Annotated in this window: 21 protein-coding genes, 1 tRNA gene and 1 other RNA gene; 3 read left to right on the forward strand and 20 right to left on the reverse strand. The window is 67.2% G+C overall.

Translation table 11 applies throughout. The features are described 5' to 3' along the window. Positions 1–13: 13 nt before the first annotated feature. The 15 genes from BVE01S_RS08280 to sppA all read right to left on the reverse strand — a co-directional run bounded on the left by BVE01S_RS08280 (position 14) and on the right by sppA (position 16829). Positions 14–1189, reverse strand: a complete 1176-nt coding sequence (locus BVE01S_RS08280; RefSeq protein ID WP_066626443.1) for a mechanosensitive ion channel family protein — start codon at positions 1187–1189, stop codon at positions 14–16. Between the two features lie 167 nt (positions 1190–1356). After that, complete coding sequence (murG, locus tag BVE01S_RS08285) at positions 1357–2448, reverse strand: undecaprenyldiphospho-muramoylpentapeptide beta-N-acetylglucosaminyltransferase (protein WP_066626444.1); 1092 nt, start codon at positions 2446–2448, stop codon at positions 1357–1359. A gap of 285 nt (positions 2449–2733) precedes the next feature. After that, positions 2734–3909 carry a peptidoglycan glycosyltransferase FtsW gene (locus BVE01S_RS08290; RefSeq protein WP_055805836.1) on the reverse strand — a complete coding sequence of 392 codons (1176 nt, stop codon included), beginning with the start codon at positions 3907–3909 and terminating at the stop codon, positions 2734–2736. Beyond that, positions 3906–5291, reverse strand: a complete 1386-nt coding sequence (gene murD, locus BVE01S_RS08295) for a UDP-N-acetylmuramoyl-L-alanine--D-glutamate ligase (protein WP_066626445.1) — start codon at positions 5289–5291, stop codon at positions 3906–3908. The genes BVE01S_RS08290 and murD overlap by 4 nt, the downstream gene beginning before the upstream one ends. Before the next feature lie 4 nt (positions 5292–5295). Continuing rightward, on the reverse strand, positions 5296–6405 hold the full coding sequence (gene mraY / locus BVE01S_RS08300; protein WP_017504532.1) for a phospho-N-acetylmuramoyl-pentapeptide-transferase: 1110 nt from the start codon (positions 6403–6405) through the stop codon (positions 5296–5298). A gap of 9 nt (positions 6406–6414) precedes the next feature. Further along, positions 6415–7854 (reverse strand): UDP-N-acetylmuramoyl-tripeptide--D-alanyl-D-alanine ligase, encoded by a 1440-nt coding sequence (locus BVE01S_RS08305; protein WP_066626451.1) that lies wholly within the window; start codon positions 7852–7854, stop codon positions 6415–6417. Continuing rightward, complete coding sequence (locus BVE01S_RS08310; RefSeq protein ID WP_066626453.1) at positions 7847–9307, reverse strand: UDP-N-acetylmuramoyl-L-alanyl-D-glutamate--2,6-diaminopimelate ligase; 1461 nt, start codon at positions 9305–9307, stop codon at positions 7847–7849. The genes BVE01S_RS08305 and BVE01S_RS08310 overlap by 8 nt, the downstream gene beginning before the upstream one ends. Further along, positions 9304–11088, reverse strand: a complete 1785-nt coding sequence (locus tag BVE01S_RS08315) for a peptidoglycan D,D-transpeptidase FtsI family protein (protein WP_017504535.1) — start codon at positions 11086–11088, stop codon at positions 9304–9306. The genes BVE01S_RS08310 and BVE01S_RS08315 overlap by 4 nt, the downstream gene beginning before the upstream one ends. Continuing rightward, complete coding sequence (gene ftsL / locus BVE01S_RS08320; RefSeq protein WP_066626455.1) at positions 11085–11534, reverse strand: cell division protein FtsL; 450 nt, start codon at positions 11532–11534, stop codon at positions 11085–11087. Before ftsL ends, BVE01S_RS08315 begins: the two co-directional genes overlap by 4 nt. Continuing rightward, positions 11531–12511 (reverse strand): 16S rRNA (cytosine(1402)-N(4))-methyltransferase RsmH, encoded by a 981-nt coding sequence (rsmH, locus tag BVE01S_RS08325; protein WP_066626457.1) that lies wholly within the window; start codon positions 12509–12511, stop codon positions 11531–11533. The genes ftsL and rsmH overlap by 4 nt, the downstream gene beginning before the upstream one ends. Beyond that, complete coding sequence (locus tag BVE01S_RS17515) at positions 12508–12984, reverse strand: division/cell wall cluster transcriptional repressor MraZ (RefSeq protein WP_066626458.1); 477 nt, start codon at positions 12982–12984, stop codon at positions 12508–12510. Before BVE01S_RS17515 ends, rsmH begins: the two co-directional genes overlap by 4 nt. A gap of 442 nt (positions 12985–13426) precedes the next feature. Continuing rightward, positions 13427–13815: RNase P RNA component class A (gene rnpB, locus BVE01S_RS08335), an RNA gene on the reverse strand. Positions 13816–13847: 32 nt separating this feature from the next. Then, positions 13848–14609, reverse strand: coding sequence for an N-acetylmuramoyl-L-alanine amidase (locus tag BVE01S_RS08340; protein WP_066626459.1), 762 nt, complete (start codon positions 14607–14609; stop codon positions 13848–13850). 13 nt (positions 14610–14622) lie between these two features. Continuing rightward, a complete protein-coding gene (locus tag BVE01S_RS08345) occupies positions 14623–14946 on the reverse strand; it encodes a hypothetical protein (protein WP_017504540.1) in 324 nt (107 codons plus the stop codon). Between the two features lie 104 nt (positions 14947–15050). Further along, positions 15051–16829 carry a signal peptide peptidase SppA gene (sppA, locus tag BVE01S_RS08350; protein ID WP_066626460.1) on the reverse strand — a complete coding sequence of 593 codons (1779 nt, stop codon included), beginning with the start codon at positions 16827–16829 and terminating at the stop codon, positions 15051–15053. 227 nt (positions 16830–17056) lie between these two features. On the opposite strand from sppA, the gene panD reads away from it, so the two are divergent. Beyond that, the gene (panD, locus tag BVE01S_RS08355) at positions 17057–17413 is read left to right on the forward strand and encodes an aspartate 1-decarboxylase (protein WP_066626462.1); all 357 of its coding nucleotides are present in this window, start codon (positions 17057–17059) and stop codon (positions 17411–17413) included. 72 nt (positions 17414–17485) lie between these two features. Here panD and BVE01S_RS08360 read toward each other — a convergent pair whose 3' ends face one another. Continuing rightward, positions 17486–18277 (reverse strand): SIMPL domain-containing protein, encoded by a 792-nt coding sequence (locus BVE01S_RS08360; protein ID WP_066626464.1) that lies wholly within the window; start codon positions 18275–18277, stop codon positions 17486–17488. A gap of 212 nt (positions 18278–18489) precedes the next feature. Here BVE01S_RS08360 and BVE01S_RS08365 point away from each other — a divergent pair. Then, positions 18490–18565, forward strand: a tRNA-Ile gene (locus BVE01S_RS08365). Positions 18566–18945: 380 nt separating this feature from the next. Here the strand turns inward: BVE01S_RS08365 and BVE01S_RS08370 are convergent. From BVE01S_RS08370 to BVE01S_RS08385, 4 genes are all read right to left on the reverse strand, one after another. Next, entirely contained in the window at positions 18946–19503 is a 558-nt protein-coding gene (locus tag BVE01S_RS08370; protein WP_157076447.1) for a phosphohydrolase, read from the reverse strand. Between the two features lie 59 nt (positions 19504–19562). After that, on the reverse strand, positions 19563–20714 hold the full coding sequence (locus BVE01S_RS08375; RefSeq protein WP_066626466.1) for an L-dopachrome tautomerase-related protein: 1152 nt from the start codon (positions 20712–20714) through the stop codon (positions 19563–19565). A gap of 131 nt (positions 20715–20845) precedes the next feature. Beyond that, complete coding sequence (locus BVE01S_RS08380; protein ID WP_066626472.1) at positions 20846–21301, reverse strand: VOC family protein; 456 nt, start codon at positions 21299–21301, stop codon at positions 20846–20848. 3 nt (positions 21302–21304) lie between these two features. Continuing rightward, on the reverse strand, positions 21305–22000 hold the full coding sequence (locus BVE01S_RS08385; RefSeq protein WP_066626473.1) for a type 1 glutamine amidotransferase domain-containing protein: 696 nt from the start codon (positions 21998–22000) through the stop codon (positions 21305–21307). A 173-nt stretch (positions 22001–22173) separates the two neighbouring features. On the opposite strand from BVE01S_RS08385, the gene BVE01S_RS08390 reads away from it, so the two are divergent. Beyond that, a partial coding sequence (locus tag BVE01S_RS08390) for a LysR family transcriptional regulator (protein ID WP_218015922.1) occupies positions 22174–22695 on the forward strand: 522 nt, incomplete at its 3' end.

Genomic DNA, 22695 nt, shown 5'->3' on the forward strand with positions numbered 1-22695 from the left:
GATGTCATGGATTTCATTCTTCGCGAACTGATGGCGGCCGCCCCCACCCGACCGCTTCGCGGCCACCCTCCCCGAGGCGGGGAGGGAGACTAGAGGGTTCGCCTTGCGGCCATTCGATGCGGTCGCGCGGCAGGGCCTCGCGGCATTCGTCGCGCATGAAGGCCATCAGCTTCTCGCGGATCTCGCAGCGCAGGTCGAAGGCGACCGGGGCCGAGCGAGCGCTGGCCAGGCAGCGCACCTGAAGCACGCGTTCGGTGATGTCGGTGACCTGCATCACCTGCACGTCGCCGTCCCAGTGTTTGGACGCCTTGACGATGCCCTCAAAGGCGGTGCGCAGTCGGTCGATGGGCGCTTCGTAGTCCACGTAGAAGAAAGCGACGCCTATCAGACGGGCGTTCTCGCGCGTCCAGTTCTGGAAGGGCTTGGTGATGAAGTAGGACAGGGGCAGCACCATCCGGCGCCAGTCCCACAGCTTGACCACCACATAGGTCGAGGTGATCTCCTCGACATTGCCCCACTCGTTCTCGACGATGACGGCGTCGTCCAGACGGATGGGCTGGGTCAGGGCGATCTGGATGCCGGCGACCATGTTCGTCAGGATCGGCTGAAGCGCCAGACCGGCGATGATGCCGACGACGCCGGCCGAGGCCAGCAGGCTGACGCCCCACTGACGGAAGCCGGCGATGGTCATCAGAGCAAGGCCCACGGTGACGATGAACAGCACGACCTTGGCCACCCGCTGCAGGATGCGGGTCTGGGTCAAGTGCTTCCTGGCCAGCAGATTGTCCTCGACGGCGATATTGTACCGCTTGAGGTGCATGACCGACCACATGTCGAGCACGCCCGACGCCATCCAGCCGAGGGTCAGGATGAACAGGAACAGCAGGGCGCTGCGGATATCCTCGGACGGGCCGGGATCCATCGGCGAGACGGTCACGCCGATGCCGATGCCGATGATGATGATCAGGACGCGCAGCTTGACCCGGGCGCGTTCGACCACGCCGCGCCAGAAGAGATCCTTGTTCCGAACCATGCGACGCAGGATGGCGAAGACGATCTTGTGCGTCAGCCAACCGCCGCCGACGAAGACCAGCAGGACCAGGCCGATGACCGCCCATTCGGGCAGCCAGTCGAACCGGTGCCACAGGGCGCGGATCTGGCGGGTGACGGCGATGATTTCCGGAGGCATGAGCTTCCTAACGCGTCAGGCCCGAGAGGGTTGATGTCTCCTCCCTGTCGCGAAGCGGTGGGGAGGTGGCGCGGCGCGCCCTTTGCGCCGTGACGGAGGGGTTCTTTCGGCGTGAAGAGCCCCTCCACCGCTACGCGGTCCCCCTCCCCACACGTGGGGAGGAGACATCATGCACGCCCCGCCATCGCCTCGACGAGGTCGGCCAGGCGTTGGGCGGCGTCGGGGATGGCGACGCTGCGGGCGGCGGCGGACATGGCCGACAGGCGCGCCGGATCGGACAGGACGCCGGTCAGGGTCGAAGCCAGGCGATCGACGGTCAGGTCGCCTTCCAGAATGACCTCGGCCGCGCCCGCATCGGTCAGGGCCTTGGCGTTCAGGCGCTGGTGGTCGTCGGTGGCGATCTTTAGCGGGATCAGGACGGACGGCAGGGCCGCGACCGCCAGTTCGGCGCAGGTCGAGGCGCCGGAGCGGCCGACGACCAGATGCGCCTTGGACAGCCGGTCAGCCATGTCGCGGAAGAAGGGGGCGACCTCGGCCTCAATCCCGGCCTCCAGATAGATCTGGCGCGCGGCCTCCAGCGTCTCGGGGCGTGACTGCTGCTGCACCTTCAGGCGGCGACGCAGGGCTTCAGGCAGGGCGGCCAGCGCGCGGGGCGTGGTCTCGGACAGGATGCGGGCGCCCTGGCTGCCGCCGGTCACCAGCACTTGGATCGGGCCGTCGGCGGCGGGAGCGGCATAGGGGCGGTCAAACAGGGCGCGGATCTCAGCCCGCACCGGCGAGCCGACGACGTGCGAGCGGCCCTGGACCTTGGCCGGCGCGCGTTCGAGCGTCGGGAAGGATGAAGCGACCTGACCGACATAGGGGGCCAGGATGCGGTTGGTGCGGCCCAGGACCGCGTTCTGTTCATGGATCACCGTCGGTCGCTGGGACGTGACGGCGGCGACCAGGGCCGGGGCGGACGGATAGCCGCCGAAGCCGACGACGACGTCCGCGCCCAGCCGGTCGAAGGCCGTTCGCGCCTGGACCACGCCCTTGAAGATGGCGACGCCCGCCTTGATCAGGCCCAGCGGGCCGGAGCCGGTGGCGGCGTCCAGCGCCAGCCGTTCCTCGGCGGGAAAGGCGTGAGCGTATTGTTCGCCCCGGTGATCGGTCGCCAGGACCACGCGCCAGCCGCGCGCCGCCATCTCGCGCGCCAGCGCCTCGGCCGGGAACATATGGCCGCCGGTGCCGCCGGCGGCGACGACGCAGAGCTTGGTCATGGGCGAGGCTCCGAAAAAGAGGGTCTGAATAGTCTGAAGTTCAGACGGTGGGCAGGCAAAAACACCGTCTAATTCGTCTAATCTGTCTAATGTCGGCGATGAACAGTGCGGCGAGGAATGGGGCGGCGACAGGATCGCACGATTTTGCAGCGTGGGCAGGAGACGGTCGATCGCGAGCGGTAAGCGACGGAAATCGTCCGCATGTTTTCGTCAAAGAAGGCTGGCTAACCGCTCTTTCGTCCTCCTGCGACTGGCGTAGCGAGATCGCGGGACGACGAAAGAGAACTACAGCAACCGCCGGCCCATGGTCAGGCTGGCGCCGGGTTCGTAGGCGCCGGGTCTGCGCCGCGTCAGGGCTAGGGCAAAGCCCATGGTCAGGCCCATGGCCAGCATGGAGGAGCCGCCATAGCTGATGAAGGGCAGGGTCATGCCCTTGGTCGGGATCAGGTTCAGGTTCACCGCGACGTTGATGCAGGCCTGAAGCCCGATCAGCATGAACAGACCCGCCGCCGCCGTCTGCTCGAACGGGTCGGTCAGCTTCATGGCCCGGCGCATGCCCCGGATGACGATGAAGGCGTAGAGGCTGATCATGATCAGGCTGAGGATCAGGCCGAACTCCTCGGCGCCGACGGAATAGATGAAGTCGGTGTGCAGGTCGGGCACGCGGCGCTTCATTACGCCCTCGCCGATGCCCCGGCCCAGCAGGCCGCCGGCGCGGATGGCCTCGGAGGCGCTGTCGATCTGGTGGGTGTCGGTGGTTTCGGGCGAGAAGAAGCGGCTGAGGCGGTCACGCATGTGGCCGAAGACGAAATACAGCGACACCAGCCCCGCCATGCCCAGGCTGGCCAGAACCGCCATCCATTTGAACGGCACGCCCGCCATGAAGAAGACGGCCATGAAGGTGGTGGTGATCAGAAGCGTCTGGCCGATGTCGGGCTGGATCAGCAGCAGGGAGACGGTCAGGGCGTAGAAGCCGAATGCGATGGTGACGCCGGGCACCCCTTGGCCCTTTTGCGCCTCGGCGAACATCCAGGCGGCGAAGACAATCAGGCCGGGCTTGGCGAACTCGGACGGTTGCAGGCTGAAGGGGCCGAAGTTCACCCAGCGGGCGGCCCCTTTCACCGTATCGCCGATGAACGGCAAGGCCATCATCACGACGATGGCGCCGAACAGGGCCAGGACCGCGATGCGTCGCACGCCGCGCGGCGACATCAGCGAGGTCGTCAGCATGATGCTGAGCCCCACGCCCGAAAAGACCATCATCCGCCAGGAATAGTGGAAGGGGTCGGTGATCGATTCATCGGCCAGGATGGCGGCGGGACTGGAGGCGAAGCTGAGCGCGACGCCCAGGGCCATCAGGGCGAGGGCCGCACCCAACAGGCCGCGATCCACGGTCCAGAACCACTGTGCCACATGGCTTTGGTCGTTGCGGGAAAAGGCGGGGGTGTAGGGAGCGCTCATGACGCGGTTTCCGGGACGGCGCCGAGGGCCAGGACGGCGGCGCGGAAGGCCTCGCCGCGCGCCTCGAAGTCCTTGAACTGATCGAAGCTGGCGCAGGCGGGGGACAGGAGGACGATCTGCTCGCCGCCGGCAGAGGCCGCATCGGCGGCGGCGGCGGCCACGGCGGCGTCGAGGGTGCGGGCGATGACGTGGGGCGTGTCGGCCAGTGTGGCGGCGAAGGCCGGGGCCGCGTCGCCGATCAGATAGGCCTTGGCGATGCGGGGGAAGAGGTCGGCCAGGTCCGCGATTCCGCCGGCCTTGGGCACGCCGCCGGCGATCCACAAGACGGACGGATAGGAGGCCAGGGCCTGACGCGCGGCGTCGGCGTTGGTGGCCTTGGAATCGTTGATGAAGCGCACGGAGCCGAGGCGGCCGACCGCCTCCATCCGGTGGGCCAGGCCGGGGAAGGACAGCAGGCCGGCGACGGCGGCGTCGTGATCGAGACCAAGGGCGCGCGCGGTCGCATAGGCGAAGGCGGCGTTCTGGGCGTTGTGGCGGCCGGGAAGCGAGCGCGCGGCGGTGAGATCGGCGACCAGTTCGCTATCCTTCAGAACAGCGCCCGACTGCGCGACATAGCCTTCTGCTCTCTGTGAGGGGTGGGTCGAGATGACGGTGGCGCGATCTGACAGGTCACGCGCAATCTGCTGCCCCCAGGTATCGTCCACGCCCACCAGGGCCACACCATCCGGTCCCTGATTGGCGAAGATGCGCGCCTTGGCCGCGACATAGCCGTCCATGCCGCCGTGGCGGTCCAGGTGGTCGGGGCTGATGTTGGTCAGGATGGCGACATCGGGGGCGAAAGTGGTGGTCAGGTCCAGCTGATAGCTGGAGACCTCGATCACATAAACGGCGTCGGGCGTCGGTTCGGGCAGCGCCAGGACGCCGACGCCGATATTGCCGCCGACGTGGACCGTCAGGCCCGCCGACTTCAGCACCCAGCCGATCAGGGCGGTGGTGGTGGACTTGCCGTTCGTGCCGGTGATGGCGACGACGCGCGGCCGCTGATCCTTCGGCCGGTCGGCCAGGGCGCGGGCGAACAGTTCGATGTCGCCGAGGACGGGCACGCCGGCCGCGCGGGCCAGGTCCACGGTCCAGTGCGGCCTGGGATGGGTCAGGGGCGCGCCGGGCGACAGGACAATGGCGGCGAAGTCGGACCAGTCGGCGGCCGCCAGGTCCTCGACCGTGAAGCCCTCGCCTTTCGCCTGCGCGCGGCCGGCCTCGCCGTCGTCCCACAGGATCGGGATCGCGCCCCCGGCCTGAAGGGCGCGCGCGGCCGTAATCCCCGACCGTCCCAGGCCGAAGACCGCGACCCGCCTGCCTTCAAAGCCGGGAACGGGGATCATCGGATCAGCGCAGCTTCAGCGTCGACAGGCCCAGCAGGGCCAAGGCGCCGGCGATGATCCAGAAGCGGATGACGACCGTGGATTCCGGCCAGCCCATCTTCTCGAAATGGTGGTGGACCGGCGCCATCAGGAAGATGCGCTTCTTCGTCAGCTTGTAATAGCCGACCTGGATCATGACCGAGGCGGCCTCCATGACGAACAGGCCGCCGACGATGCCCAGAACCAGTTCGTGCTTGGTGGTGACGGCGATGGCGCCCAGCGCGCCGCCCAGAGCCAGCGAACCCGTGTCGCCCATGAAGATCTTGGCCGGCGGGGCGTTGTACCAGAGAAAGCCCGCGCCGCCGCCGATCATGGCCGCGCAGAAGATGGCCAGTTCGCCCGCGCCAGGCACGTGGTGGACCTGCAGATACTGGGCGAAGACGAAGTTGCCGGCGAGGTAGCTGATCACGCCGAACGCGCCCGCCGCCATCATCACCGGCACGGTCGCCAGACCGTCCAGACCGTCCGTCAGGTTCACCGCATTGGAGAAGCCGACGATGGTGAAGGCCGCGAACGCCACATAAAACCAGCCGATATTCAGCAGCACGGCCTTGAAGAAGGGGAAGGCGATCGACGTCTCAAGCCCCGGCGAGGTCGGCGAGACGGTCATCCACAGCACGGTCAGGACGCCGGCGACGACGGCGACGACGGTCTGGGCCAGGAGCTTCTGTTTCGAGGTCAGGCCGGCCGAGGTCTGTTTGGTCACCTTGGCGTAGTCGTCGATGAAGCCCAGCACGCCGAAGGCCGCCGTCACGAAGCTGACGATCCAGATGTAGGGGTTGGTCAGGTCGCCCCAGAGCAGCACCGCCACGCCGATGCCGGCCAGGATCATCAGACCGCCCATCGTCGGGGTGCCGACCTTGGACAGGTGGGACACCGGGCCGTCGTCGCGGATCGGCTGGCCCCGCCCCTGTTTGGCGCGGATCCAGTTGATGAAGCGGCTGCCCATGGCGACGGCGACGATCATGGCGGTGGCCATGGCGAGGGCCACGCGCACCGTCTGGTACTGCACCAGGTTCAGCAGGGGATACTGGTGCGCCACGTCGGCGTAGTAGAGATAGAGCAGATAGAACATGTTTCTTCCCTACCGCGACGCCCGCGGGGCGTCACTGCTTGAGGGGACGCCTTCGGCGCGACTGAGGTTCGCCAAGGCTTGGGCCACCAGCGAGGCCTTGGAGCCGTTCGAGCCCTTGACCATGACGATGTCGCCGGGCGCGACCAGCAGGCCCGCCTCGGCCGCCAGTTCCGCCGCCGTCGCGCGCCAGACGCCGCGTCGCGAGACCGGAAGCGCGTCGTAAAGCCAGCGCATCTCGGGCCCGGCGGCGTGGACCAGGTCGAGGCTGGCGGCGTCGATGGGGCCGGCGAGGCCTTCATGCAGGTCGCGGCTCTGTTCGCCCAGCTCCAGCATGTCGGTCAGCACCACCACGCGGCGGCCCGAGGTCGAGCGCGCGCCCAGGGTCTTGAACCCGGCGGCCATGGACAGGGGATTGGCGTTGTAGCTCTCGTCAATCAGGGTGAAGGCGCCGTCCGGCGTCGTGACCGTGCGGGTCTGGCCGCGTCCGGCCAGAGGTTGGAACCCCGCCAGGGCTTCAAGACCCGTTTCCAGCGACACGTCCAGGGCGTCGAGCATCAACAGGACGCACAGGCTGTTCAGGCCCCAATGGGCGCCGGACTGGGCCAGGCGATAGTCGATGCGTCGCCCGAACAGTTCGGCCGCGACTGCCGCGCCCTCGGCGTCCGGCCGGAAGTCCAGCAGGCGAGCGTCATGGCCGGCGTCGGATCCGAACGTCAGCAAACGCGCGCCGACCGCCTTGGCCGCATCGCACAGGATAGCCGAGAAGGCGACGTCGCCGTTCGCCACCGCCGCACCGCCCGGGACCAGACCCTGGAAGATGGTCGCCTTTTCACGCGCGACCCCGGCCTCGCCGTCTGCGAAGGCCTCGATATGGACCGGACCGACCGTGGTGACGCAGGCGGCGTGGGGGGCGACGAAGCGCGACAGCGGCGCGATCTCGCCCGGCGCATTCATGCCGATCTCGAACACGGCGCGCCGGGTTTCGACCGGCATCCGGGCCAGGGTCAGGGGCACGCCGATGTGGTTGTTGTAGCTCTTGATCGACCCGTGAGCGGGACCGGCGAGGTCGAGGCCCGCCTTGATCGCCTGGGTGACGCTGGTCTTGCCGACGCTGCCGGTGACGGCTGCGCGCCTTACATGGGGCGCGCGCTCGCGAGCGGCGACGCCCAGGGCTTCGAGGCCGCGCAAGGTGTCGGGCACGACGACGCACGGGCCGCCGTCGACCTCGTTTTCGACCAGGGCGGCCGCAGCGCCCGATGCGAAGGCGCCGCTGGCGAACTGATGCCCGTCGCGTTCGCCCTTCAGCGCCAGAAACAGATCGCCGGGGACGATCTCGCGGCTGTTGTAGGTCAGGCCCGTAATCGGGCGGTCGTCGCCGTGCAGCACGCCGCCCGTGGCGGCGGCGACTTCGGCGGCCGACCAGAGCGGGCGGGCGGAGTTTTCAGGCATAGAGAGACAGGGCCTCGGACGCGACAGTGGCGTCGTCGAAGGGGTGGGTCACGCCCGCGACGATCTGACCCTGTTCATGCCCTTTTCCGGCGATGACCACCACATCCCCGTCACGCATCATTTCGACGGCGGCCTCGATGGCGGCGCGGCGGTCGCCGATCTCGATCCCGTCCGGGCAGCCGGAGCGGACCTGGGCGCGGATGGCGGCGGCGTCTTCGGATCGCGGGTTGTCGTCGGTGACGATAGCGATGTCGGCCAGACGCCCGGCGATCTCGCCCATCAGGGGACGCTTGCCACGATCGCGATCGCCGCCGGCGCCGAAGACGACGATCAGGCGGCCCGTCGCGTGGGGACGCAGCGCGTTCAGCACCGTCTCGAGCCCGTCGGGGGTGTGGGCGTAGTCGACATAGACCTCGCCCCGGCCTTCTTGGCCGCCGTCGATGCGTTGCAGGCGGCCTTGCGCCCCGGTCAGGCCTTCCAGCGCGCCGATGACGGCGTCGGCAGGATCGCCGGCGGCGATGCACAGACCGGCCGCCACCAAGGCGTTGGACGCCTGAAACGCGCCGGCCAGGGGCAGCAGGATTTCGCGAATGTCGCCGCGCACGTCGATGGTCAGACGCTGGCCCTCCGGCGTCGCGCGACGGCCGATCAGGGTCAGGTCGCGACCGCGCTCGCCCACGCCCATGACGCCCAGGCCCGCCATGATCGAGGCCGAGGCGAAGACCGAATAGGCGTCGGAATCGGCATTCAGCACGGCGGTGCGGCCGCGCGGCAGCAGGGTCTCGAACAGGCGCATCTTGGCGGAACGGTAGTCCGCCATGGTGCCGTGATAGTCGAGATGGTCCTGGGTCAGGTTGGTGAAGGCGGCGGCCTTCAAGGCGACACCGTCCAGGCGGCGCTGATCGATGCCGTGAGACGAGGCCTCCAGCGCGACGTGGGTCACGTCCTTGGCGGCCAGTTCGGCCATCAGGCGCGCGGCCTCGGCGGCGTCGGGGCTGGTCAGGCCGGGGCCGGTCAGGGCGTAGGTCTTGACGCCCTTCTGGCCGATGACGCCCAGCGTGCCCATGCTTGCGGACTTATGGCCGACGCCGGCCCAGATCTGGCGGCAGAAGGTGGCGACCGACGTCTTGCCGTTGGTGCCGGTGACGGCGACGCAGGTCTTGGGCTGGGCGCCGTAGAAGCCGCGCGCGGCGATGGCGTAGGCCCGGCGCACGTCGCCCGAGGTGACCAGAACGGGCGCCGCGCCATCCGGCGTGTCGGTCGGGGCCAGAACCGCAGCCGCGCCTTGCGCCAGAGCTTGCGGGATGAAGGCGCGGCCGTCGGCGGCCGTGCCCGGCAGGGCGACGAACAGGGCGCCGGGCGAAACCTTGCGGCTGTCGGCGGTGACGCCGGTGATGACCGGGTCCGAGGACACGTCGCGGCGCAGCAGGTCGGACAGATGAAGCGCGCTCAAAGCCCGTCCCCCGCTACGTCCTGATACTGCGGGATCTTCTCGCCCGAGGCCGTGCGCCAGCGGTCGTCGCGGCGTTCGACGCCCAGGAAGCCGGCGATGCGGTCGGCGATATTGTGCACGGCGGGCGCGGCGACATAGGCGCCGGTCTTGGGATAGGTCCCCGGCTCGTCCATCACGATCAGGATGGCGTAGCGCTTGCCGTTCAGCGGGCCATCGACGGGGAAGACCGCCGCGAAGGAGCCCAAGGCGTGGCTGGGGTCGTAGCGACCGCCGACCAGTTTGTTGGCCGAGCCCGTCTTGCCGCCGACCCGCAGGCCCGGCGCGTCGGCGAAACCGCCCGAACCCTTGACGACGTTGCGACGCAGCAGGTCGAGAATGGCGCGCGAGGTCTCTTCGGTGACGACCTGTTGCGGCTGGACGTTGCGGGCGCCGCCCTTGCGCAGCGACAGCGGGATCATCCGACCGCCATTGGTCAGGGCGCCCATGGCCTGAACCATCTGGGCCGGGGTGATCATGATGCCGTAGCCGAAGGACAGCGACGCCAGGGTCGAGTTGTCCCAGCGACGCGGCACGACGGGCTTGGCCGATTCCTTCAGCTCAATCTTTGCGGCGTCCAGCAGGCCCAGGCGGCGGAAATAGTCGCGCATGGTGTTGGGGCCCATCTGCACCGCCAGTTGCGACGTGCCGATGTTGGAGGAGTGCAGATAGACCTCTTCCAGCGTCATCACCCGGTTCTGGGCGTGGAAGTCCTTGATCTTGCGATCGCCGATCTGGAAGGCCTGGGAGGCGTCGAACAGGGTGTTCATGTCGGCCCGGCCGGTGTCGAGGCCGGCGGCGACGGTGAAGGTCTTGAACACCGAGCCCATCTCGTAGTGGCCCGAGACGGCGCGGTTCAGCGTCGCGCCGTCCGGCGCCGCGCCGCGATCGGCCGAGTTGAAGGTCGGCCAGGACGCCATGCCCAGCACCTCGCCGGTCTGGACGTCGGTGACGATGCCGACGGCGCCCTTGGCCTGGTTCTTGATCGCGGCGGCGGCGAGTTCGTTTTCCAGCACGCCCTGCACGCGCAGGTCGATGGACAGGGGGAAGGCCTCGCCGCGCTGACCCGCCGCGCGGATCTCGTCGTTGAAGGCCAGTTCGGCGCCCGAGACGCCCTGCCCGCCCGTGTCGGCGTCGCCGATCAGATGGACGGCCGAGGTCCCGAGCGGATAGGCGCGACGATCCTCGGGCTCGAAGGTGACGCCGCCCAGCGCCAGGTCGTGCACGGCGGCCTTTTCCTGAGGCGTCAGGCCGGTCAGGGCGATCAGGCGACGGTCGCCGCCCAGCACCTTCTTCAGTCGCTCGGCCGAGATGCGCGGCAGGGCGCGGCGGATCTGGCGATAGGCCAGGTCGCGATCCCAGATCTCGGCCGGGTCGATGTAGAGGCCGTAGTGGACGATGTTGGTGGCCAGCAGCTCGCCATTGCGGTCCGTCAGGTCGCCGCGCACCAGGGCGTTCGGATTGACGCCGCGTCCCAGGCCGTTGGCCGGGGCGAACAGGGCCTTGTACGACGCGCCGATGGCCAGGCCGCCGAAGACGCAGGAAAAGACGATCAGGATCAGGAAGATGCGGACGCGCGTGTCCTCTTCCGGACGGGCGTCGGCGCGGGCGCGCTCGAAGCCGTGCTCCAGCCGCCAGACCAGTTCCGTCAGCCAGCGCCAGAAGGGCGACAGACGGCCTTGCAGTCGTTCCTGGAAATCGGCGCCCGGCGCGGGGCGATGATAGCGATGATCCTGAACGCTCATTGCGCCGGCTCCGGCGAGGGCGTGGGAACGAGCGCGTCATCGGCGACGGCGGCGGGCGCCGGCGCGGCTGCGGGAGCAGATGCGGCGGATTGAGCGGGGACGGGTTTCAGGGCGGTCAGCTGACCTTCCTTGGCCTGACGGGCGACCGCGACGGGGGCCATGCCGATCTGGCGCGACAGGCTTTCCAGACGGGCGGGCTGCTCCAGGCGGGCGACCTCGGCGCGCAGCAGGCGGACGCGCTGTCCGTTCTCGCGGATGTCCTGTTCGATTTGGGCGATGCGGCTGCTCTCACGCGCTGCGGCGGCCTTGGCGGCATAGACCGACACGATCATGATCGCGACCAAGGCCACGCCGATGATCTCGACCCAGCGCACGCCGCGCACCTTCCAGTCGAACAGGCGCTGAAGGGCGGTGCGGGAATAGGTGAAGAAGGGCGCCGTGGTCATGTCGCCGCTCTCCCGTCGATCCGACCCCAGGCCGGGGCGTCGGTGCGCACGGCCGCGCGCAGCTTGGCCGAGCGGGCGCGCGGGTTGGTGGAACGCTCTTCGTCGCCCGCCTCGCGCGCGCCCTTGAACTGAAGCGTGAAGCTGGGCTTGCGCGGATCGACGGCCATCGGCGCATGACGCGAACCGGCGGGGCTGTTGCCCGTGCGCTCGGTCAGGAAAGCCTTGACGATGCGGTCCTCCAGCGAATGGAAGGTGACGACGGCGAGGCGTCCACCGGGCGCCAGGGTCGCCTCAGCCGCTTCCAGACCGCGCTCCAGCTCGCCCAGTTCGTCGTTGACTGCGATGCGCAGGGCTTGGAACACCCGCGTCGCCGGATGGATGGGCGCGCCGCGACGGCCGCCCAGAGCCTTTTCGACCACCTCGGCCAGATCCAGGGTGCGGGTGAACGACTGTTCGACGCGGCGACGCAGGATGGCGGTGGCGACGCGGCCCGACTGGCGCTCTTCGCCATACAGTTTGAAGATGTGGGCCAGGGGACCGTGGTCCCAGGTGTTGACGATATCGGCGGCGGTCGCGCCCTCATCGGACATGCGCATGTCCAGCGGACCGTCGCGCATGAAGGAGAAGCCGCGCTCGGCCTGATCCAGCTGCATCGACGAGACGCCGATGTCGAAGACGGCGCCGTCCAGCTTCGCCATGCCGCTGTCGGCAAAGGCTTCGGCCAGACCTGAGAAGGGTGTGCGGATCAGCTGGAACTGGCCGGGGAAGTCGCTGGCGACGGCGTCGGCGTGCGGCTGAACCGTCGGGTCGCGATCCAGGGCGACGACCTGGGCGCCCGTTTTCAGGATGGCGCGGGTATAGCCGCCGGCGCCGAAGGTGGCGTCGATCACGACATCGCCGGGCGCGGGCGCCAAGGCCTCAATCACCTCGGCCAGCAGGACGGGGGCGTGGGGAGCGTTGGGGAGAACGTCGGTCACGATCCGCCTCCCGCCAGCTTCATCTGGGCCGCCAGCTTCAGGGCGCCGATCTGGGCCATGCCGGCCTTGGCCAGGGCGCGCTGTTCGGCGCGGCGGGCCGCCCATTTCTCGCGCGACCAGATCTGAAAACGGTCGTTCAGGCCGACGATGACGACGGTGTCGCCCAGACCCGCCTCGGCGCACAGCGCCTCAGGCAAGGTGATCCGACCGCCGGAATCGTAGGCCAGGCGCACCTGCTCGCCCATCACCTGCCACTCCAGCGCCGAACGCTCCTCGGAGCCGAAAGGCAGGGCTTCGATCATTTGGGCATAGACGGCGAACAGGCGGTCGCCGCCCGCTTCCAGGCAGTCGGCCTCGATCGAAGGAAAGATGAAGACGCCGCCGGCGGCGCCGTTTTCGGTCGTGCGGAAATCGTTGGGGATGAGGAGACGGCGCTTGCCGTCCAGCTGCTTCTCATAGGTCGAGAGAAACACGCCCTGTCCAATCGAGCCCTTCGGCCCGTCCCTAGATGCCCTGACGAACGCCCGCCGCGCCCGCCTCTCAGCCCCAAATCATGAAGTTGGGATAGCATGGGATGAAATGGGCCTCAATGGGATCAAGGCCAAGATTTAACCATGTTTTGACGTGTGACGACTTAAGCACGCTCGAACGGATGGAACATACACGGAACAAACAAAGTATTCACAGGCTGTGAGGCGTTCTAACCTTCCATTGCCAGACAATAGGTTAACGCCCGCGAAAGCGCGGGACCGCCGCCAGAACGCTGAAATGCGGGGATAATCCCAACTCGGATTCGGCGACGCGCTTAGCGAGGCGGTCAACGCCCAAGCCTACGGGCCTCAAGTAGGCCGAAGGCCGATAGGCCCGAAGAAAAAAGCCGGCCTCAAGCAGTGCAAAGCGCGGTAGGCCAAGAAAAATGCCAGACGGCCTGTAAGCCGGGTTTTGTTCCGCTCCGAAGCCGAGGCCCGGATCGGCGACGATCATTCCTCTGGACCGACCATTGCTGATCGGTTCTCGCGACCTACCCGGACATCTGAGGCGGTGAGCCCCGCGAGCGAGCCCGCGCGATGTCCCTATTTGGTCTTGCTCCAGGCGGGGCTTGCCATGCCGTCCCTGTTGCCAGGTCCGCGGTGGGCTCTTACCCCACCCTTTCACCCTTACCGGCCTCGCAAGGTCGGAGGTTTGCTTTCTGTGGCGCTATCCCTCGGGTCACCCCGGGCGGAAGTTATCCGCCGCCTTTTCACCGTGGAGCCCGGACTTTCCTCGACAGACGCGAAGTCCGCCGCGACCGCCCAGCCGTCTGGCGCGCGCTAGATGCGCGCTAGCGGCGCGAACGTCAATTCAATACGCCCGTGACACTCTCGGCGCTGGCCAGCTGGAGCAGGCCGACCAGACGGGCGCGGGTTTCGCCGTCGGCGACGCCGTCGACGCGGGCCGGGCGCCAATGACGCTGGAAGGCGCGCACGGCGGTTTCCACGGCGGCGTCGTAGTCGCCGCCGGCTTTCAGGCCGTAGCCCAGCCGATGCAGGCCGGCGCTGAGCACCATCGGGCCGATGCCCTGATCGCCCTTCTGCAACAGGCCGCCCAAGGCCTGCACCCGTTCGGCCGCCGGTTCGAACCACAGGCCGTGCCCGGCCTCGGCCAGGCTTTTCCAGGGGAAGAGCTCGCCCGGGTCTTCCTTGCGATCCGGCGCCAGGTCGGAATGGGCGATGATGCGGTTGTCGGCGATGGTCCAGCGGCTGCGAATGTCGGAGATCAGGGCGATGACGGCAGCGATCTGCGCTTCGGGGAAGGCGCGGTAGCCGAACTCATGGCCGGGATTGACGATCTCGATCCCGATGGAGGCGGCGTTGCAGTCGTCCTCGCCCTGCCAGACGCCGCGGCCGGCGTGCCAAGCGCGGCGCTCCTCGGGCACCAGCTGAAAGACGCGGCCGTCTTCCTCGACCAGATAGTGGGCCGAAACCTTGGCCTCGGGGTCGCGCAGGCGGGCCAGAGCGGCCTCGCCGGTCTGCATGCCGGTGTAGTGCAGCACCAGCATGTCCGGCGGCGCACGGCGCGCGTCGAAGTTGGGCGAAGGCGCGTCGATGTAGGACGTCATGGGCGGGTTCGGCTCAGCGGCCGTTGCGCTCCCAGCCATAGGCGACCCAGGCGCCGTCCACCTTGTGGGCCTCGATCAGGTCGGGATCGCTGTTGCGGCGACGCGGCGCGATATTGCGGCGGGTGCGCATGACCAGACCGACCAGAAAGACCAGAACGCCGGCGAACAGCGCGATCACCGCCACGGCCGCAGCGGTGAAAACGGCGAGGACGGCGCCGACCGCCATGGCGCAGACGGCGGCGATCATGCCGGCAACCCACATGACGGACGCCACCAGGCCGTTGGGACGGCGGCGGGCGGCATGGCCGATGGCGGCGAGACGTTCAGGCTGGAACATGGATCATCCTTTCAGGCGATCCGGGGAACGCCTGACACGCAATGTCGGTCCATCGGGGCCTGCGGTCAATGGACCGCGACGCACGGTCGCGTGCGCCGCGCCCGTCAAAAGATCGGCTGATCGGCCAGAACCACCGCGCCCTGGCTGCGCATCCGGTCGCTGTCGATCCGGCGCATCACGGCCTGGGCCTGGGGATCGGCCATGACGCCGCCGAGCATGACCAGGGCCTTGGCGGCCTCGGTCTGGACGCCGAACATTTCCGACAGGGCCTCGAACGGCGACTGCTGCTTGGGGAAATGCTTGAAGCGGACAGGCTCGTTGTCGGGGATCTTGGCCAGTTGGCGGGCTTTGTTCACCGCCTCGGTCATGCCGCCCAGCTGGTCGACGAGACCCAGCGGCAGGGCCTGAGCGCCGGTCCAGACGCGGCCCTTGGCGATTTCGCGCACCCGGTCCGGCGACAGTTTGCGGCCCGTCGCCACACGGGTGATGAAGTCGTCGTAGATCCGGTCCATCGAACCGGCGAAGGCCGCGCGCTGCTGGGGCGTGAACGCCTGCGTCGGCGAGAAGGCGTCGGCGTATTCCCCGCCCACCGTCAGCTCACGCATGTCGACGCCGAACCGGCCCAGCGCATCGGCCAAGACGAACTTGCCGCCGAACACGCCGATCGAGCCGGTCAGGGTCGTCGGCTGGGCCACGATCCAGTCGGCCTCGGAACTGATCCAGTAACCGCCCGAGGCCGCATAGGCGCCCATGGACACCACCACCGGCTTGCCCGCCGCCCGCGCCGCGCGCACGGCGGCCAGGATCTGCTCGGACGCTTCAGGCGAACCGCCCGGCGATGAGACGCGGAAGACGATCGCCTTGACGCTCTTGTCCTCGATCGCGTCGTAGATGGCCTCGGCCGTGTCGTCGGAATGGATGGACGAGCCGCCGCCGAAGCTGGCGCCGCCGCCGCGCCCGGTGACGATGGCCCCCTCCCCGCCGACGATGGCGATGGCGTTCTTGCCCGAACCCGTGCGTTCGCCCTTCTGGCTGGCGTATTTGCCGAACTCGACGATCTCGGCGCCCTTGCCGGCGCGGGTCTTGATGGCGATCTCGGCCACTTCGACCTGGCCCACCTTGTCGATCAGCCGGTTGCTGAGCGCCTGCTCGGCCGAATAGGGGCCGGCCTCGATCACCGTCTTCAGCGCCGGGGCCGTCGTCTTGCGATCCTTGGCCGCATTGGCCAGGGCGGTTTCGTAGATCGACGTCATCCAGGCCGTCATCGCCTCGCGGTGCGGGCCGGTGTAGTCGCTCTGGGTGTATTCATTGACGGCGTTCTTGTACTCGTAGCGCTGTTCGAACTCGGGCTTGACGCCGTATTTCTGGAAGGCGCGGCCCAGGAACAGGCTGTCGGCCGAGAAGCCCGTGGCCTGGAAGCCGGCGGTGTTCTGCATCCACAGCTCCGACGCCGAGGCCCCGACCATATAGGTGGACATCACGGCGCCCGATGGGGCGAAGCCCTGGCTGTGGGCGAGGACAGGCTTGCCTGCGTTGCGGAAACGATGGATGGCCTGGCGCAGTTCGTCGGCGGTGGCGGGCGTCATGCCGCTTTCCGGCAGGCGGATCAGCAGAGCCTTGACGCTGCTGTCGCTCTGAGCCTGATGCAGGCCATCGACCACGTCCGTCAGGGCCAGGCCCGAACTGCCGAAGGCCGCGAACGGATTGGACGACGGTTGGTCGCTGACGCCGCCGCGCAGGTCCAGCTCCAGCACGGTGGTCGCCGGCGTCGTCGGCTTGGACGACGAGGCGACGGCGACCGTCAGCAGCACCACGGGAATGACGACGACGAACAGGATCAGCCCGGTGAAGACACCAAGGACCGTCAGGAAGAATTGCTTCATCGGAGGGAAAACGCGCGCTCGCAGGCCGGAAATGGCGTCGCCAGCATAGGGGGACGCGGGCCGTCGTCAAATGACGCGCGTGCAATCCGTCGGTTGACCTGGCATTCGCAGCCGCACCCGATTGCTGCGACGCAGCGTGCGGATTGATGCGAGGCCCGGAAATCCCTATATGAGCCGCCTGTGAGCGAGGGCCTGCGCCCCGCGTTTTTCTTGCTGGAGACCGCACGATGCTGGTCACCCTGATGAAGTCCAAGCTGCACCGCGCCACGGTGACCCAGGCCGATCTCGATTACGAGGGATCGATCGCCATCGACATGGACCTGCTGGACGCCGCCGGCATCTATCCGCACGAGCAGGTCGATGTGCTGAACATCACCAACGGCGCGCGCTTCACCACCTATGCGATCGAGGCGCCGCGCGGCTCCAAGGTCATCGGCGTCAACGGCGCCGCCGCTCGCCTGGTCCAGAAGAACGACAAGGTGATCGTGGTCACCTACGGCCAGCTGCCGCAGGAAGAAGCCCGCCAGTGGAACCCGAACGTGGTCCTGCTGGACGACGCCAACGTGATCAAGACCGCCAGCTGAGGCGCGTCGCTTCTCAAAATGCAAAAAGGCCCGCCGGCGACGGCGGGCCTTTTCTTCATCCGATTGATGCGATCAGCGGGCGATGTCGTAGACGCCCGTGATGTCGATCCGCACCGTCAGTTCGCCGGCGGAAACCGGGGTGCTTTCGGCCCGATCCATCGACACGGCGCGGGCGGCGAACATCGGCATCGGCGGCTGGGGCGCATAGCCGCCGCCCTCGGTTAGGTTGCGGATGCCCGACAGCTGGACGTTCAGCGATTGGGCGTACAGCTGGGCCTTGGCCTGCAGGTTGCGTACGGCCAGCTGGCGCGCCTGGTTTTCGGCGGCGGTCGGATCCTTCAGGCCGAAGCTGATGCCGTCGATCTGGTTGACGCCGGCGGCGACCACGGCGTCGGCCGTCGTGCCGACCTTGCTCAGGTCGTTGATGACCACCGTCACGCGGTTGACCGCCTGATAGCCGCGCAGCTTGGGCGGCTCGTTCTGGACGTAGTCATATTGCGCCGACAGGTTCAGACCCGAGGTCTGGATGTCGCGTTCGGCGATGCCCGCGCGGCGCAGGGCGGCGACGACGCGCGTCATCTGCGCAGCGTTGTCGCGCATGGCTTGCTGAGCCGTGACGGCCTCGGTCTGGACGCCGAAGGTGATGGTGGCCATGTCCGGCGCGGCCTTGACCTCGCCATAGGCCGACAGGTTCAGCGACGGCGCGGGCTGCATCATGTGCATGGCTCCCATGGGTTCGGCGGTCTGAGCCATGGCGCGCGGCGTGGCGGCGGCCAGGAAGGCGGCGGCGGCGACGGCGCCGCCGAAAGCGACGGTCTTCAGCGAAACGGTCTTCAGGGGGGCGGCGGCCAGGGTGCGGGTCATGCAGTCTTCTCCGTAAGCGATCCGGGACAGGCGCGTTCGCCGATCCGTTGCAACGACCTTGGCCGTTCTCGCCTGAACCAACGCCCGTGCGCCGTGGCAGTTTCCGTTCATCTTCGTGAAATCGCCGAAAGATCGCCTTCTTGCCCGCCCCCGCTTGGCAAGCCGCGCCCGCGCCTGCTAGGCGGAACCCCTACCGCCGAGGCGCGCCTTGGGGGCCTGTAGCTCAATGGTTAGAGCCGACCGCTCATAACGGTCTGGTTGGGGGTTCGAGTCCCTCCGGGCCTACCACTCTGTGTCGGGACCACTTAAAAGTGGCTCAAAACCACTTAAGAGTGGCTCAGCGGTTATATACATCTCTCAAGTGAGCAGCGGAGTGTCCACGCGTGACTCCAAACGGCAGTTGTGAATGGCTGCTCTTCGGCAAACAGGGGATATGGGCTCATCTCCCGTGGCATGTCATGGGTCAGGAAGAGAACCCAATTATCGAAGTGACCGTAGGCCTCACCGGTCTGGTCTCCGACCGGAGGCCGATGACTTAGCGGCAGGTGCCTGAGGCCCCGGCGACAACCCGCCTGCGGCCATGCAGGTAACGTCTGATCTAAGTCTTTTACGAAGCATCAGCTGGTCCGCTTCGGATTATCGCTTCCTGCGGCTAGCAACCTAATAAGTCAGAGCTTGTAGACGCGAGAGAGCACGCGCCAAAGACCCGCCAGCCGGTTCCCATGACGAAGATCTTTGGCTAGGCGCATTAGCATCGTCGGAAATCCCAACACCGGGATCGCTGCTTCTATTTCTGCGACCTCCCGTCGTGAGACACCATGCCGAACGACGCCCATGCTGGCGTCGATCCAGTCCGCTTGGCGCACAGCGTTTACAATCTCGGCGTCGGGTCCCGCGAATGGCATCAGTTTGTGATGCCAATGGATGATGTTGGCGACCAGCAATGGATCGAGATGCGCAGCGTGTCGGGCTCTCATGCGCTCAGCCGCTGCTTCCGACGGCTCCAGATAGGCCAGTTCATGGTCGGTCCACATGCCCACGTCATGGAAGACAAGCGCGAAAGCGATGTGTTCGCGTCCCCCCGGATTGTCGCCGAGGAAGTGCGATGCGTAGCTCAACACGCGGTAGATGTGGTTTTTGTACGCGATGAAGTCAGGACCAAAGGCTTCAGCAATTAACGGCAGATAGCGCTCGACCGTCGGGTCAAAAAGAATCGGAACTACCATCGCGAGAGCCTGTAAATTTGCCGGGCGGGCGCGCTGTAGAGCCGGCCCGGCCGCTTCCATCAATTTGGGTGCAGAAGTAACGGACCGCCGCCCACCTTGATGCGCAGAAGCTCGTAGGGTTTGCGGCGCAGGTCCTGCCCGCCATGGAAGCCGGGCTGACGGTGGAGCTGGTTAGCCGTGAAATAGAGGTAGCCGTCTGTGCCGATCGACAACGTGTCCGGCCAGCTAATGCGCGGGTCGCTGACGAGCGTCGTCCAACGGCCTTGCTCGAGCACGCGGATTGCGTTGTTCTCATAGTCCCCGGCGAACACGCGGCCCTTGTCGTCTTCGGCAATCCCGTCCGAGGCCCCTTTGCGTCCCATGCTTTGAACGGCGCGGCCCAGTTCCTCCTCGGAGACCGCAGGATCCCGCAGCATGGCCGTAGGCACGGCGTGCAGCATCCGGCCCGACAGCGGCCCGTAGTACAGCAGGCTGCCATCGGCGCTGAGCGCAATGGCGTCGCTGGCAATCGCGACCGGCGTTGCGGGTCCATTTGCTGGGCGGTTCATCAGCACCGCGCCGTCGACGGTCGGGGTGAAGCCGGGTTCCGGGTTTGTGGTCGCATGGCCTGACAGGCGGCGGATTGCGCGCCCGCTGGCGATATCGACGACAATGATGCCGCCGACGCCCGCATTGCTGCTGTCGGTGATGTAGGCGACGCCCTCAGCCCCTTGGCGCAGATCGAAGCGGACGTCGTTGAGGTAGGTCGCGGGCAGTACGACGCTGGGTGGCAGGACGATGGTCTTGACCACTCGGTTGGTCGCAAGGTCGATCGCGACCAGCTTTGCACCGCCGGCTTGTGGCTGCGAGAAACTGGGCGCCGCCGTGTCGAGGACCCAGAGGCGATTGGCGCCATCGGCCACTACGCTCTGCACCGAGATGAAATGACCCGCCGGATCGGCCGGATCGGGTTGGTTGGTCGCTGCGTCGGGATAAGGCACCGCCCTGCCATCGACTAGTTCGGCAACTGTAAACGGCGCGTTGTCACCCCACTGCGGGAAGTTGACGAAGATGCGCCCGTTGGGGGCGACGGTCACGCCGGTCGGCATCGCGCCGTCGAAGGTGGCGACCTGTTCGATTTGAGGGGCAGACGCGGCCTCACGCGTGGTCGCGCAGGCTGCGAGCGACAGCACCGCAGTCGTGGCGAGGAATAGTTTGAGCGAGCGTTTCATGGCTTCATTTCCTTCAAGATGAACCCGGCTTCAGACGGTTCGGATCGGAGATATTTCGGCGGTGCGTTGACCGATGCGCAACGCGCAGCTGCGGCGTGCCAGCGCCAGTTAAGGTTCGAAAAGCCGAGCCATCACCATTCGCCCGTGTTTGGCATCGACGCCCACGGCTCGGCCGGGGCCTTTCGATCACCTTTCTGGAGCAGTTCGATAGAGATGCCGTCGGGCGAGCGGACGAAGGCCATATACCCGTCGCGCGGCGGGCGGTTGATGGTCACGCCGCCAGCCTGCAATCGTGCACAGGTCTCGTAGATGTCGTCGACGCGGTAGGCGAGATGACCGAAGTTGCGGCCGCCCGAATAGGTCTCGCCTGGACTGCCGTCTTCGTGCGGCCAATTGTAGGTCAGCTCGACCTCCGCGGCGGCGCGCTCGCCCTCGCCGCGAAAGTCCTCGTCAGCAGCGAGGAAGATGAGGGTGAAGCGACCTGCCTCATTCTCCATCCGCCGGGTCTCCTTGAGACCCAGCAGGTTGAAGAAGCGAATTGTCTCGTCGGGATCGGCGACACGAACCATAGTGTGGAGGTAATGCATGGCTCAGGCGGCTTTCTGCTGGAGGGCTTCCATCACCAGCGCGGCGGTTCTGGTCGCACTGGCGGGGTTCTGGCCCGTCACGAGATTGCCGTCGCGAAGCGCAAAGGGTGCGAAGTCGGGACCGCCTTCATGCTTCCCGCCCAGCTCCCGGAGGCGGCTTTCCAGAAGGAACGGCACCGCCTTATCCAGCCCGACCGCACGCTCCTCGCTGTCCGTGAAGCCCGCGACGCGGCGACCGGCGACGAAGGGAGACCCATCGGCCTTCTTCGCTGACACGAGGCCGGCCGGCCCATGGCAGACGGCGGCAACGACCTTGCCCTCGCGATCGAACCGCTCGACCAGCCGCGCCAGTTCGTTGCTGCCGGGATAGTCGAACATGGTTCCATGCCCGCCCGGAAGGAACAGCGCGTCGTAGCCGGCGGGATCAATGCTAGTGAAAACCGGTGTGCCGGCAACGTCGGCCTTCAACGTCTCGTCCTTCAGATAGCGTTCGACCGAAGCGTCGTTTTCACCGTCGGCATTCACGCTACGCTGGTCGATCGGGATGGCGCCGCCTTTGATCGAGGCCAGTGTCACTTCGGCGCCGGCGTCGCGGAAAGCGTAATATGGGGTGGTCAGCTCTTCCAGCCAGACACCCGTCGGTTCGGTGCCAGGGATCATGCGGTCAGCGGACGTGGTCACCATGAGCACGCGGGTCATATGTAGATTTCCTTTTCCTTGAAGTTTGCGAGTGCGGGCGAATGCGGCCGGAGCCAGAGCTCCGGTCATCATGATACTGCTGAGACTTCCCAGCATTTGGCGGCGGTTGTGCATTCGTTTCTCTCTTTCGAAAGGACGATACCCATCCGGAGGCATCGTGAAATCCAAGAGGAATGGCGATCGTCCATAAATCAGTTTATGGATCCGATATGTCACTCTTGCAGTTGCGCACCTTCGTCGAAGTGTATCGCCGCCGGTCTTTGAGCGAGGCTGCCCGAGCGATCGGCATCACCCAACCGGCTGCGTCGCAGCACATCGCCTCGCTGGAAGCGCAACTGAGCCACCCGTTGTTTGACCGCCATTCTCGAGGCGTTCGGCCGACAGCGATTGCCGACGACCTTGCGGCGTCTATCGGCAACAGCCTCGATACTGCGGAATCGGCATTGGCAACGGCGCGGGCACGATCGTCGCGGGTTTCGGGCACGGTCCACATCGCCGCACCTTCCGACTTGCTGGGCGAGATGATCACCCCGCGGCTGGCACCGCTACTGGAAATGGGGCTTGACCTGCGCCTTCATATCGGCGGGCGCGAGGCGCTCTATTCCATGCTCCTCAAAGACAAGGTGCATCTTGCCGTGACTGCCTCGCAACCTAATGACGCGCGGCTGGCCTTCCACGAGCTCGGAAAGGAAAGT

The sequence above is a fragment of the Brevundimonas vesicularis NBRC 12165 genome, from assembly GCF_001592205.1.
Taxonomy (GTDB): domain Bacteria; phylum Pseudomonadota; class Alphaproteobacteria; order Caulobacterales; family Caulobacteraceae; genus Brevundimonas; species Brevundimonas vesicularis.